General features: G+C 70.3%; 12 protein-coding genes and 1 riboswitch. Of the genes, 7 read left to right on the top strand and 5 right to left on the bottom strand.

Annotation, left to right across the window (positions count from 1 at the left end; all coding sequences use genetic code 11):
• Nucleotides 1–14: 14 nt before the first annotated feature.
• The gene (locus tag AC3EO7_RS13080; RefSeq protein WP_431967374.1) at nucleotides 15–662 is read right to left on the bottom strand and encodes a LysE family translocator; all 648 of its coding nucleotides are present in this window, start codon (nucleotides 660–662) and stop codon (nucleotides 15–17) included.
• Nucleotides 663–761: 99 nt separating this feature from the next.
• A riboswitch (SAM riboswitch) is annotated at nucleotides 762–875 on the top strand.
• 46 nt (nucleotides 876–921) lie between these two features.
• On the opposite strand from AC3EO7_RS13080, the gene AC3EO7_RS13075 reads away from it, so the two are divergent.
• Together AC3EO7_RS13075 and AC3EO7_RS13070 are read left to right on the top strand one after the other, a co-directional pair.
• The gene (locus AC3EO7_RS13075) at nucleotides 922–2,241 is read left to right on the top strand and encodes an aminotransferase class V-fold PLP-dependent enzyme (protein ID WP_435591292.1); all 1,320 of its coding nucleotides are present in this window, start codon (nucleotides 922–924) and stop codon (nucleotides 2,239–2,241) included.
• Between the two features lie 165 nt (nucleotides 2,242–2,406).
• On the top strand, nucleotides 2,407–3,006 hold the full coding sequence (locus AC3EO7_RS13070; protein WP_435591291.1) for a Uma2 family endonuclease: 600 nt from the start codon (nucleotides 2,407–2,409) through the stop codon (nucleotides 3,004–3,006).
• Between the two features lie 6 nt (nucleotides 3,007–3,012).
• Here AC3EO7_RS13070 and AC3EO7_RS13065 read toward each other — a convergent pair whose 3' ends face one another.
• The 3 genes from AC3EO7_RS13065 to AC3EO7_RS13055 all read right to left on the bottom strand — a co-directional run bounded on the left by AC3EO7_RS13065 (nucleotide 3,013) and on the right by AC3EO7_RS13055 (nucleotide 4,586).
• Nucleotides 3,013–3,480 (bottom strand): flavin reductase family protein, encoded by a 468-nt coding sequence (locus AC3EO7_RS13065; protein ID WP_435591320.1) that lies wholly within the window; start codon nucleotides 3,478–3,480, stop codon nucleotides 3,013–3,015.
• Between the two features lie 183 nt (nucleotides 3,481–3,663).
• On the bottom strand, nucleotides 3,664–4,140 hold the full coding sequence (locus AC3EO7_RS13060; protein ID WP_431967368.1) for a YbaK/EbsC family protein: 477 nt from the start codon (nucleotides 4,138–4,140) through the stop codon (nucleotides 3,664–3,666).
• A gap of 116 nt (nucleotides 4,141–4,256) precedes the next feature.
• Nucleotides 4,257–4,586, bottom strand: a complete 330-nt coding sequence (locus tag AC3EO7_RS13055) for a 2-oxo-4-hydroxy-4-carboxy-5-ureidoimidazoline decarboxylase (RefSeq protein ID WP_431967366.1) — start codon at nucleotides 4,584–4,586, stop codon at nucleotides 4,257–4,259.
• A gap of 179 nt (nucleotides 4,587–4,765) precedes the next feature.
• Between AC3EO7_RS13055 and AC3EO7_RS13050 the strand changes: the two genes are divergently transcribed.
• The 5 genes from AC3EO7_RS13050 to AC3EO7_RS13030 all read left to right on the top strand — a co-directional run bounded on the left by AC3EO7_RS13050 (nucleotide 4,766) and on the right by AC3EO7_RS13030 (nucleotide 9,905).
• Nucleotides 4,766–5,587: a crotonase/enoyl-CoA hydratase family protein gene (locus tag AC3EO7_RS13050; protein WP_431967364.1), complete on the top strand. Its 822-nt coding sequence runs from the start codon at nucleotides 4,766–4,768 to the stop codon at nucleotides 5,585–5,587.
• A gap of 130 nt (nucleotides 5,588–5,717) precedes the next feature.
• Complete coding sequence (locus AC3EO7_RS13045; RefSeq protein ID WP_435591290.1) at nucleotides 5,718–6,221, top strand: MarR family winged helix-turn-helix transcriptional regulator; 504 nt, start codon at nucleotides 5,718–5,720, stop codon at nucleotides 6,219–6,221.
• Between the two features lie 50 nt (nucleotides 6,222–6,271).
• Nucleotides 6,272–8,011, top strand: a complete 1,740-nt coding sequence (locus AC3EO7_RS13040) for an MDR family MFS transporter (protein ID WP_435591319.1) — start codon at nucleotides 6,272–6,274, stop codon at nucleotides 8,009–8,011.
• Nucleotides 8,008–9,258: a sensor histidine kinase gene (locus AC3EO7_RS13035; protein WP_435591289.1), complete on the top strand. Its 1,251-nt coding sequence runs from the start codon at nucleotides 8,008–8,010 to the stop codon at nucleotides 9,256–9,258. Before AC3EO7_RS13040 ends, AC3EO7_RS13035 begins: the two co-directional genes overlap by 4 nt.
• Complete coding sequence (locus AC3EO7_RS13030; protein WP_435591288.1) at nucleotides 9,246–9,905, top strand: response regulator; 660 nt, start codon at nucleotides 9,246–9,248, stop codon at nucleotides 9,903–9,905. Before AC3EO7_RS13035 ends, AC3EO7_RS13030 begins: the two co-directional genes overlap by 13 nt.
• Here AC3EO7_RS13030 and AC3EO7_RS13025 read toward each other — a convergent pair.
• Nucleotides 9,875–11,380 carry an alpha/beta fold hydrolase gene (locus tag AC3EO7_RS13025; protein WP_435591287.1) on the bottom strand — a complete coding sequence of 502 codons (1,506 nt, stop codon included), beginning with the start codon at nucleotides 11,378–11,380 and terminating at the stop codon, nucleotides 9,875–9,877. The genes AC3EO7_RS13030 and AC3EO7_RS13025 overlap by 31 nt on opposite strands.
• Between the last annotated feature and the right edge of the window lie 63 nt (nucleotides 11,381–11,443).

Here is an 11,443-nt window from a genome sequence, read left to right as displayed (position 1 = left end):
CGATCGGCACGTCGCTAGGCCGCCGAGGCCGCGGTCCCGAGACCGAGCGCGGTCAGAATGCCCGCGCTGGCCTGCTCGAGCCGATCGCTGACCTTCGGGCTGCGCAAGAACGCCACCGCGCGGGAGGCGAGCAGGGCGAGCAGGATCATTTCGACGGCGGCGACGGTGCATTCGACCGCGCCGAGCGCGAGGGTGTTCAGGAACGTGACTTCGGTCATGAACTGGGGCAGCACGGCCAGGTAGAACAGGCCGACCTTGGGATTGAACAGACACGAGACGACGCCCGCCGTGAACGCCGAGCGAACCGTCGGCGCACCGGCTTTCGCGCCGCCTGCCGACGCGCCGGAATCGAGCTCGGCATCGGAGCGCGCCCGTCGCTTGCGCAACTCCACCAGCGTGCGAATTCCCAAGTACACCAAATAGATTCCGCCGACGACTTTCAGCGCGCGATATGCCGTCGCGGACTGCTCCAGCAGTGCGGCGACCCCCGCGGCCACCATCACCGCCCACACCAGGCCACCGAGCGCCGAACCCACCGCCGCGGCGATGCCGGGACGGGCGTCCACGATCGAAAAGCGTAGCACCAGAAACGAATCCGGCCCCGGCGTGAGCGACAGCAGGACGCACAAGCCGACGAAGCCGATCAGCAGGGAGGGCGTCACCCCTCGAGTGGAACGCAGTTCGCTGCCCGGCGCAACCGACTTTCGGCCGCGAAATCCGGCGGTTGACAGAGCGGCGGGCGGTCTGTCAGTCTCGGAACAGGTCACGAGTATCAGCGCAAAGCCCCGGCTAGCTGGTCGGCAACCCTCCTCCGCGGTGGGGTGCTCCGGGTGACGACCTGGCCGCCGTCCGACCGGGCGCGGCAAGCGCGGACTCGGCGAATCTCCCGATTGCGAGTCCCTGACCCGACGGGATCACGTGATGACTGCTGTTGTGGGCCAGACCTGTGCCGCCCTCGCCCGCGTGTCGGGTGACGACCTGCCGGTGCCGCTCGTCCAGGGCGGAACCCGCACCTACGCCAACTTCGACTACGCCGCCAGCGCGCCCGCGCTGGCCCCGGTCACCGACCGGATTCAGCGGCTGCTGCCCTACTACGCCAGCGTGCACCGCGGCGCGGGCTACGCCTCCCGCATCTCCACCGAGTGCTACGAGGCCGCGCGCGGTTCGGTCGCCCGTTTCCTCGACGCCGCCGACGATCAGGTGGTGGTGTTCACCCGCAACACCACCGACTCGCTGAACCTGCTCGCCGCGTGTGTGCCCGGTGACACGGTGGTGCTCGATATCGAGCATCACGCCAACTTCCTGCCCTGGACGCGAAACGGTCGCCGCGTGGTGCGCGCCGCCGACACCGTCGCCGAGACCATCCGGTCGCTGGTGGCCGAGCTGTGCAGCAAGCCCGCTGCGCTGCTGGCGGTCACCGGGGCGTCGAATGTCACCGGCGAGGTGCTGCCGCTGGAGCGGCTGGCCGACATCGCGCACCAGTGCGGCGCGCGCATTCTGGTCGACGCGGCCCAGCTCGCCCCCCACCGGCGAATCAGTCTGCGCGAAAAGGGGATCGACTACCTCGCCTTCTCGGGCCACAAGCTGTACGCCCCGTTCGGTGCGGGCGTGCTCGTCGGCCGCCGCGACTGGCTCGACAAGGCCGAGCCCTATCTCGCGGGCGGCGGCGCGGTCCGCGCGGTGAGCGCCGAGCGCACCGAGTGGGCGCCCGCGCCGCAACGCCACGAGGCGGGTTCGCCGAACGTGCTCGGCGTGGCCGCGCTCGCCGCCGCCTGCGACGCGCTCGCGGCGATCGGCCCGGAGACGCTGACCGCCCACGAGCGCCTGCTCGCCGACCGTCTGCGCGACGGATTGTGTGCCATCCCCGGCGTCGAGACGCTGCGCATCTGGTCCGACAGCCCCGACTCGGTCGGCATCGTGGCCTTCACCGTCGCCGGTTTCGCGCCCGGTCACGTCGCCGCCTATCTCTCGGCCGAGCACGCCATCGGCGTGCGCGACGGTCGCTTCTGCGCGCACCCGCTGCTCGCCCGCCTCGGCCTCGACGGCGCGCTGCGCGCCAGCATCGGCCTCGGCACCACCTCCGCCGACGTCGACCGCCTCGTCGCCGCCGTCGCCACCCTCGTCCACCACGGCCCCTCCTGGAACTACGCCCAGACCGACGGCCTCTGGAACCCCACCCCCGAAACCCGACCCTTCACCGCCGACCCCGCCACCGGCGCCGCCCCCTGCCTCGTCGCCTAGGGGCGCTGCGGCGCGGCTTCGCGGCCGGTTGGGAGCGGTCTCGGCGGGATAGTATCGGCGAGACCGTTTCCCGACCTGAGGTGGGCCGTTGAGCGAACGGAGTGAGCGAATCATGTGCCAGCGCGCTATGCGCATGCCGGAGCCGAGCGTCAGCGAGGCGCAGGCATGAGCAATCTGCCTGCGTGGGCGACCGATCCGGGTGCGTTGCTCATCACCGAGGCGGGCTACGACGCGCTGCCGGAGGATGTGCAGCGTCAGATCGAAGTGCTCGACGGTCATGTCATCTTCTGCCGCAGTGGCAGTTTCCAGCACAACAATGTGGCTCGGCGGCTGGCCAACGCTTTGGAGCGGACGCGCCCGGCCGAACCGTGCACCGGAGTCGTCACCGATTTCGAGATGCACTACGTCAACGGCAGGCCGGGTAGTCCTGGGTTCTCCTTCCGCAGGCCCGATGTGGTACTGCACCGGTGCGTCGAGGAGGACCGCAAGCTCACCACCGCCGACGCGCTGCTGGTCGTCGAGGTCGTGTCACCGGGTTCGGAGTACACCGACACCGTCGACAAGCGGGCCGAGTACGCGCACGAGGGGATTCCGCTCTATCTGGTGGTGCACCTCGACGCCGAGCGTCGCGTGAAGATCGTTCAGGAGTACCGACTGGACTGGGCGAGTCGCACCTATCGGCTCGCCGAAACGCATCAGGACGCCTTGCGACTGACAGGTCCGTTCCCGATGGAGGTCGCGTTCAAGGAGTTGGACGGCGACTGAACCCGCTCAGTCCTCCAGCGAGGACGGGCGGTGGTAGCGGCCGTTGTAGTAGAGCAGCGGTGCGGCGGCCGGTTTTTCGTCGGTGTTGTCGTGGACCCGGGTGGCCAGGCCGACGACGAAGGTGTGGTCGCCGATGGGGATGAGCTGCTGGACCAGGGCGCGGATCCAGATCGGGGTGCCGTGCAGGACGGGTTCGCCGGTGTCCAGGGTGGTCCACAGGGAGCGGTCGGTGAAGCGCTCCTCGGCGGAGCGGGCGAAGCGCTTGGCGATGTGCTGCTGGTGTTCGCCGAGGAAGTGGATGACCACCGAATCGGCGTCGAGCATCGCGGCCATGCTGGACGAGGTGTGCGCGATGTTGAACGACACCAGCGGCGGTTCCAGCGAGAGCGAGGCGAACGAGGTGGCGGTGAAGCCGACCGGTCCCTTCTCGGAGCAGAGCGTGACCACGGTGACACCCGCCGGGTAGTGGCGCATGGACGCGCGGTACTGCTCGGCGGTGATTCCGCTCAGATCGTCGGGGATCCGGACGCCGGTGGGCGGGGGCGGTGCTTCGGTCACATGACGAAGCTACGCCCGATCCGCCCGCGCCGGGCCGGGCAATTGTTGTTCGATTGCCGTTCGCCCGGGAAACCCGCAGGTCGCGGGAGGATGTGAGACTCAGTCCACATCGATGGGCAGGCCCGCGGTGATCCGGATCAGCTCGCGGAACGACGTGCGGAACAGCGTGTTCGGATGCCCGCCAGCCGCCCACACCTCCGGGTGCCTGGCCAGCGCATTGTCCACCCAGGTGGGCAGGTTCGCCGGATGCCCGACCGGCGCGACGCCGCCGAGAGGCTGTCCGGTCACCTGGCGCACCAATTCGGCGGACGCGCGGGTGAGCGTGCCTTCCAGCCGCGCGCCGGTCTGCTCCAGATCCACCTGGTGCGCGCCGGAGACCAGCAGCAGCACCGGGTCTTCGTCGAGCAGGAACACCAGCGATTTGATGATCGCGCCCACCTCGACTCCGAGGGCGCGCGCCGCGTCGGCGGCGGTGGGGGTGGGTGTCGGCTGGCTGAGGATGACGCCGTGATGGCCGCGCGCGATCAGTGTGTCCGCGACTCGGCAGGCGACCGGAGGTAGCTGGGCCCTGCTCATGGATCCAGGGTAAGCGGACCGGCGGCTCCGTTCCGGCCATGCGCGAATTCTCGACGGACTTCGTCCGGCCGTGGCCGGGGCGCGATTGCGGGCGGTACGCGGGGCCGGCGCATCGGTCAGTACTCCGGATAGCCCTCGGCGGGTCCGAGCATGGTGGTGATCCGCTCCCTCGTTATCCGCGCCAGCTCGGTGACGCAATGCGGATCGCCGGGCGAGATCCCCTCGTGGACAACGGCTTCCAGCGCGCGATCCAGATCGTCGGGGGAGAGCGCGAGCAGCTCGACGTCGGCCTTGGCCAGCAGCGCGTCCCGATCCGGATAGGGTCGCGCGTCGGCGAGCGTGACCGCCCAGGTGACATTGCCGCAGCATTCGAACATGGCGTGTACGGCGCGATTGTGCGACAGGGTGTTGAAGCGGTCGAGGCCGATTCCATGATGCATCAGCATGATTGCCTCCCAACCCGGTGCGTTGGTTTGCTGACGTGACAATGATCCGCCTCTCTTCGAGGCGGGAACCAGTGCGATGCAGATGTTTTGCACAGGATTTACAGACCGCGCCGGGCCTCGTCCCACTGCCGCCGCGGATCCGCCGGAGCGGACGGGCGCGGAGCGTATACGCTGTACAAATGACTGATTGGCAGGCTTTCACCGTCGAGACCAAGGACCACGTCGCGCAGGTGACGCTGACCGGTCCCGGCAAAGGCAATGCGATGGGCCCGGACTTCTGGCGGGAACTTCCCGAGATCTTCCGCGAGCTCGACGCGGATCCCGAGGTGCGCGCCATCGTGCTCACCGGCTCGGGCAAGCACTTCTCCTACGGGCTCGACCTGCCCGCCATGGCGGGCACCTTCGGTCCGCTGCTCGCCGACAAGGCGCTGGCCGCCCCGCGCACCGATTTCCTCAAGGAGATCCGGCGGATGCAGGCTTCGGTCACCGCGGTGGCCGAGTGCACCAAGCCCGTCATCGCGGCGATCTCCGGCTGGTGCATCGGTGGCGGCCTCGACCTGATCGCGGCCGTCGACATCCGCCTGGCCAGCGCGGATGCCAAGTTCAGCCTGCGTGAGGCCAAGGTCGCGATCGTCGCCGACATCGGTTCGCTGCACCGGCTGCCCGGCATCATCGGCGAGGGGCACCTGCGCGAGCTCGCCTACACCGGCAAGGACATCGACGCCGCGCGCGCCGAGAAGATCGGCCTGGTCAACGAGGTGTTCCCGGATCAGGACGCGGTGCTGGACGCGGCGCACGCCATGGCCCGCGAGATCGCCGCCAACCCGCCGCTGGTGGTGCAGGGCGTGAAGGACGTGCTCGACCAGAAGCGCGCCTCGGAGGTGGCCGAGGGCCTGCGCTACGTGTCGGCATGGAACGCGGCCTTCCTGCCCTCGGAGGACCTGACCGAGGCCATCCAGGCCGTCTTCGAGAAGCGCGATCCGCAGTTCAAGGGTCGCTGAAGCAGTTCGAAGGTCGCCGGCGTGACTCGAAGGTCGCCCGCGCCGGCAATTTCGTTTGCCCCGACCGTCCACGCACCGACATACTTGCGATAAACAACTAATTGATTGACGCAAGTAAAGGTGGCGGCGCGTGGACACGGACGACCTGTCGATCGACACCATCGCGGTGCAACTCACCCGGCTGCAGCGCATCCGGGACAGGACCGCCCTGCAGATCCATACCAAGGACGGCGTGGACCCTGCCGTGTTCGCGGTGCTGTTCCGGCTGCTCTGCGATGGCCCGATGCGCTCCGGCGCGCTGGCCGAGGCGGTGTACTCGGACGCGTCGACGATCAGCCGTCAGGTCGCCCAGCTGGTCGAGCGGGAGCTGGTCCGCAGGACGGCCGACCCCGCCGATGGACGCGCCACGGTGCTCGAGGTGACCGAGCGCGGCCGCGAGGTGGCCGAGCAGATCCGCAGGCGCCGCCACGACAATCTCACCCGTGTGATGGCCGAATGGACGCCGGAGAACCGGGCGCTGTTCGCGGGCCTGCTGTGCCAGTTCGTCGACGATTTCGAACGCGCGCGGCCCGCGATGATCGCGAGTCTGCCGCACGTGGGCGCGAAGGCCAGTGGAACGGAGAACGATTCGTGACAGCGCCGACCGCCGTGGCTTCGCCCGTTGGGTTCAGCCACCGGCAGATCATGACCATCCTCAGCGGGCTCATGCTCGGGATGCTGCTCGCCTCGCTGGACCAGACGATCGTCTCGACGGCGATCCGCACCATCGCCGACGACCTCGACGGCTATGCGCTGCAGGCATGGGCCACCACCGCCTACCTGATCACGGCCACCCTCGCCACGCCGCTGTACGGGAAGTTGTCCGACATGTTCGGCCGCAAGCCCTTCTTCATGGCGGCCATCAGCATCTTCGTGGCCGGTTCGCTGCTGTGCACGCTCGCGCAGTCGATGTACCAGCTGGCCGCCTTCCGCGCCGTGCAGGGCATGGGCGCGGGCGGTCTGATGTCGCTGGCCTTGGCCATCCTCGGCGATATCGTCAGCCCGCGTGAGCGCGCCCGCTACCAGGGGTACTTCCTCGCGGTGTTCGGCACGTCCAGCGTGATCGGCCCGGTGCTCGGCGGCGTGCTCGCCGGAGAGGACACCATCCTCGGCGTCAGCGGCTGGCGCTGGGTGTTCCTGGTCAACGTGCCTTTGGGTCTGGTCGCGCTGGCGGTGGTGTCGCGGGTGCTGCGCCTGCCGAAGAAGCCGCACTCGACCAATCGGATCGACTGGTTGGGCGTGCTGGTACTGGCCGTCGGGCTGGTGCCGTTGCTCGTCGTCGCCGAACAGGGGCGCGAATGGGGTTGGGGCAGCGCTGCTTCGCTCACCTGCTACGTGATCGGGGCGCTCGGCATCGCCGGGTTCGTCGTGGTCGAGAAGGGACTGAAGGACGCGGCGCTGATCCCGCTGCGGATCTTCGCGAACAGGACCTTCGCACTGGGCGTCGTCATCTCGTTCGTGGTCGGCGCGGCCATGTTCGGCGGTATCTCGCTGCTGCCGCAGTACCTCCAGGTGGTGCGCGGGGCGAGCCCGACGCTGGCCGGACTGCAGATGCTGCCGATGGTGCTGGGGATGATGGTCGGTTCGGTCGTCTCCGGCCAGTTGATCTCGCGGACCGGGCGCTACCGGATCTTCCCGATCATCGGGGCGAGCACGCTCACCCTCGGCCTGTTCCTGCTGCACTTCCTCGACGCGGACACCCCCTTGTGGCTGGCCATGCTCTACATGGGCTGCACCGGCTTCGGCCTCGGCAACCTCATGCAGCCGCTCACCTTGGCGTTGCAGAACGCGCTGCCGCCCAAGGACATGGGCGTCTCGACGGCGGCCGCCACCTTCTTCCGGCAGATCGGCGGCACGCTGGGCGTCGCGGTGTTCCTCTCCATCCTGTTCGCGCAGCTGACGCCGAACATCACCGACGAACTGCGCAGCGCCGCGAGCGACCCGAAGTTCGGGCAGGCGGTGCTCGCCGGTGTGCAGAGCGCCGACCCGGCCGACGCGGCGCTGGCGAAAGGCCTGCTCGCCCAGGACACTTCGGCCGCCGGGGAGGTGCTGCGGGACAGCTCGATCGTCCAGCAGCTGAGCCCGGAGCTGGCCAGGCCCTTCCAGGTGGGCTTCGCCGACTCCATGTCGACGGTGTTCCTCGCGGTCACCGGCCTCGCGCTGATCGCGCTGGTGCTGGTGCTGTTCTGGAAGGAGGTGCCGCTGCGCACGGTCGGCGGCATCCAGGCGGCGAACGACAAGGCCGAATCGGCGGTGCAGGCCGAGGCGCGCGTGGTGGAGCAAGCGGGCCTGCCGCTGCCGGGCGGCGCGACCGTGGAGCCGCCGCTGGAGCAGAGCGCGCGGCCCGAGCCCGCGCGGCGCGGCGTCGACGGGCCCGATTCGTGAACGACGGCCGGTGGCGCCGCTTTGCGGAACGGCTGCGGCGACTGCCCGCGGCCGTCGGCTACTTGGTGATCGGCGGCGTCACCGGCCTGTTCGCGCTGTTCGGGGCGATGGGGTTGTTCCTCGTGGCGGTGCTGAGCCTGATCGGGGTGGGGATACCCGCGCTGCCCGAGGCGGCGCGGGTGCTGCGGCCGCTGGCCGCGTTCGAAAGGCGAAGGGCGGCGGCGCGACTCGGCACGCCGATCGAGCAGGTCTACCGTCCGCTGACCGGTGACCTGCGGGAGCGGCTCGCCACGCTCGTCGCCGATCCGGCCAACCGGCGCGACCTCGCCTGGCTGGTGGTGCACGCGCTGACCGGGTTCCCGCTGGCCGCGTTGGCGGTAGTGCTGCCGGTGAGTGCGGTGAATCAGGCGCTGATTCCGGCGTATTGGCGGCTGCTTCCCGAAGGCGCCCTCACCAGTTACGGCTTCGTGGTCGACTCCTGGCCGAGGGCGGTGCTCAGCCTGCTGATCGCGATTCCCGTCGGCGCGCTGGCGCTGCGCATCCCGGCAGTCGCCGAGGCGCAAGCGCGGGCGGCCAGGGCGCTGCTCGCCCCCGACGAGGGCGCGGTGCTCGCCCACCGGGTCGCCGAACTGACCGCGACCAGGGCCGCCGCGCTGGACGCGCACGGCGCCGAACTGCGCCGCATCGAACGGGACCTGCACGACGGCGCGCAGGCCAGGATCGCGGCGGTGATCATGCAGCTAGGTCTGGCCGAGCAGCTGCGCGAGCGGGACCCCGAGGCCGCCGCGGGCATGGTGCGCACCGCGCAGGACACCGCCGCCGCGGCGCTGGCCGAACTGCGCGACGTGGTGCGCAGCGTCTACCCGCCGGTGCTCTCCGACCGTGGCCTGGCCAGCGCCGTCTCGGCGCTGGCCGCGCGCAGCCCGATCCCGTGCGTCGTCGAGGTGGGATCCGCGGGCCGCCGCCCGATGGCGGTGGAGGCGGCGGCCTACTTCGTGATCGCCGAAGCCCTCACCAACGCCACCAAACACTCACGGGCCGAACGCCTTTCGATCACCCTCGGCGGCACGGCCGCACTGCTGGTCGTCGAGGTCGGCGACGACGGCGTGGGTGGGGCGGAGCCGGCCGAGGGCGGCGGACTCGCAGGCATCCGGCGCCGGGCCGAGGCGCTCGACGGCCGGATGACGCTGGACAGTCCGCCCGGTGGGCCTACTGTGGTGCGCGTGGAGCTGCCGTGCGGGTCGTGATCGCCGAGGACGACGCCCTCCTTCGCGAGGGTCTGGCGCTGCTGCTGAACACCGCGGGCATCGAGGTGGCCGCGGCCGTCGACAACGCCGACGACTTCCTGGCCGCCGTCGCCGCCGACCGGCCCGACGCGGTGGTGGTCGACGTCCGGCTCCCGCCCACCTACACCGACGACGGGTTGCGCGCCGCGGTGCGCGCCCGCGCGATCCATCCGGGGCTACCGGTGCTGGTGCTCTCGTCCTACGTGGAGGACAGCTACGCCGCCGAACTGCTCGGCGACGGCGCGGGCGGCATCGGATATCTGCTCAAGGAGCGGGTCGGCAAGGTGGACCGGTTCCTGGAATCGGTGCGCCGCGTCGCCGCGGGCGGCACCGCGATGGACCCCGAGGTGATCTCGCAACTGCTGGTACGTCGCCGGGCCGACGACCCGCTCGCCGCGCTCACCGCGCGGGAGCGGGAGGTGCTCGCGCTGATGGCCGAGGGCCACGCCAATCCGGCCATCGCCGAACGGCTCGTCGTCACCGAAGGCGCTGTGCACAAACACATTCGGAACATCTTCGCCAAGCTCGGCCTGTCCGCCGACGAGGCCGGGCACCGCAGGGTGCTTGCCGTGCTCGCCTACCTCAACGCCCGCCCAGGATCGTCCTGACAGATCAGGTCGCTCTCGGGCAGCGTGCCGTCGCGGAAGTAGGTGTTGACCGCCGCGTAGACGCAGGCGTTCGGGTACCGCCCGAAGATCGAGTGGATCGGCACGTCCCGCAGGGTGATCATGCGCGAGCCGGTCAGCGCGCGGTGCATGGCGAGCGCCCCGCCGTGCGTGGTGCGGGTGTCGCCGGTGGCCTGCACGATCAGGCTCGGCACGGAATTGCCGATGGCGGTGGGACTTTCGATCGGCGTCGGCCAGAACGCGCAGGGCGTGATGTTGTCGGCGAACGCGCCGAACAACGGCTGACTCGCCCTGCTCGCCTCGATATTGCGCCAGTACCAGTTCGGGTCGCGCGGGGCGTCCACGTCACCGCACATGATCGCCATCTGCGCCGAGTTGTCGCCCGGCCGGGCGGCGAGCATGAAGGCGAGGACGGTGGCGAGTTCCGGACTCGGCTCCGCGGGCATGCCCGCGGCCGCGTCGAGGATGCTGCCCAGCTGGTTCGCCACCTGCGGGTACTGCCGCGGATCGTCGAGGCCGAGGAACAGCACCATGGGAATGCTGTGGTCGTCCAGCTCGAACTCGCCGAGCCGGACGGGCCGCTCGTTCGCGCGGCGGACCAGCTCGAGCACGGTGGCACGGACGGTGGCGCGGTCGGCGCCGAAGCGATATTCGGCGTCGTGGCCCGCAGCCCAGTCGGCCCATCGGTCGAAGGCCGCCTCGTTGGCCGGGCCCATGTCCTGGATCATGCCGACCGGGCCGTACCGGTGCGGGTCCGCCACGCTGTCCAGCACGATGCGGTCACCGCGCTCCGGGAACATCTGGGTGTAGACCGCGCCGAGGTAGGTGCCGTAGGAGGTGCCGAAGTAGCTGATCCGGTCCTCGCCGAGGGCGGCGCGGACGACGTCCATGTCGCGTGCGGTGTTGCGGGTGGTGATGTGGCGCAGCCGCTCGCCCTCGTTCGCCGCGCACCGCGCCGCGAGCTCGGCCTGCTGCGCAACGGATTCCGCGTAGCTCGCGGCGTCGAGGCCCGCCGATTGCAGGCCGAACCCGCGCGGCCAGCGGCAATTCACCGGGGTGGAGCGGCCGACGCCGCGCGGATCCATGCCGATGAGGTCGTAGCGGGCGCGCACCTCCTCGGTCATCGCTTCGCGGACGTCGACCATGGCGTCCAGGCCCGCGCCGCCGGGACCGCCGGGGTTCGAGAGCATGACCCCGCGCCGTTGCGCCGGGTCCGCGGCGGGGATGCGCGAAACGACGACGGTGAGTGTCTGCCCTTGGGGTGCGGCGTAATCCAGCGGGACGGTGACCTCGGCACACTGCGCGCCCAGCGGATCGAGTCGCGGGTCGTCGCAGGACTGCCACGACAGTTGCTGGTCGTGGAAGCGGTCGAGTCGCTCGTCGGCGGATGCCGGTGCGGCGATGAGGAATCCGGCGAGGACGGCCGTCGCGGCCGCGATCGCCTTCGTGGGATGCACTGTGGAGTCTCCGATTTCGTTCAGCGCCGGGAGCGGCGCGGTGCGGGTAGGGCGTCGGGCGTG

It is taken from the genome of Nocardia sp. bgisy118, from assembly GCF_057708605.1.
Note: the sequence above shows the minus strand (reverse complement) of the source record. Positions and strands in the feature narration are given on the sequence as shown.

Excerpts from the sequence above, each read along its gene's own strand:
- AC3EO7_RS13075 (WP_435591292.1), top strand. The coding sequence starts at position 922 with ATGACTGCTGTTGTGGGCCAGACCTGTGCCGCCCTCGCCCGCGTGTCG.
- AC3EO7_RS13070 (WP_435591291.1), top strand. The coding sequence starts at position 2,407 with ATGAGCAATCTGCCTGCGTGGGCGACCGATCCGGGTGCGTTGCTCATC.
- AC3EO7_RS13065 (WP_435591320.1), bottom strand. The coding sequence starts at position 3,480 with ATGCGCCACTACCCGGCGGGTGTCACCGTGGTCACGCTCTGCTCCGAG.
- AC3EO7_RS13060 (WP_431967368.1), bottom strand. The coding sequence starts at position 4,140 with ATGAGCAGGGCCCAGCTACCTCCGGTCGCCTGCCGAGTCGCGGACACA.
- AC3EO7_RS13055 (WP_431967366.1), bottom strand. The coding sequence starts at position 4,586 with ATGCTGATGCATCATGGAATCGGCCTCGACCGCTTCAACACCCTGTCG.
- AC3EO7_RS13050 (WP_431967364.1), top strand. The coding sequence starts at position 4,766 with ATGACTGATTGGCAGGCTTTCACCGTCGAGACCAAGGACCACGTCGCG.
- AC3EO7_RS13040 (WP_435591319.1), top strand. The coding sequence starts at position 6,272 with ATGACCATCCTCAGCGGGCTCATGCTCGGGATGCTGCTCGCCTCGCTG.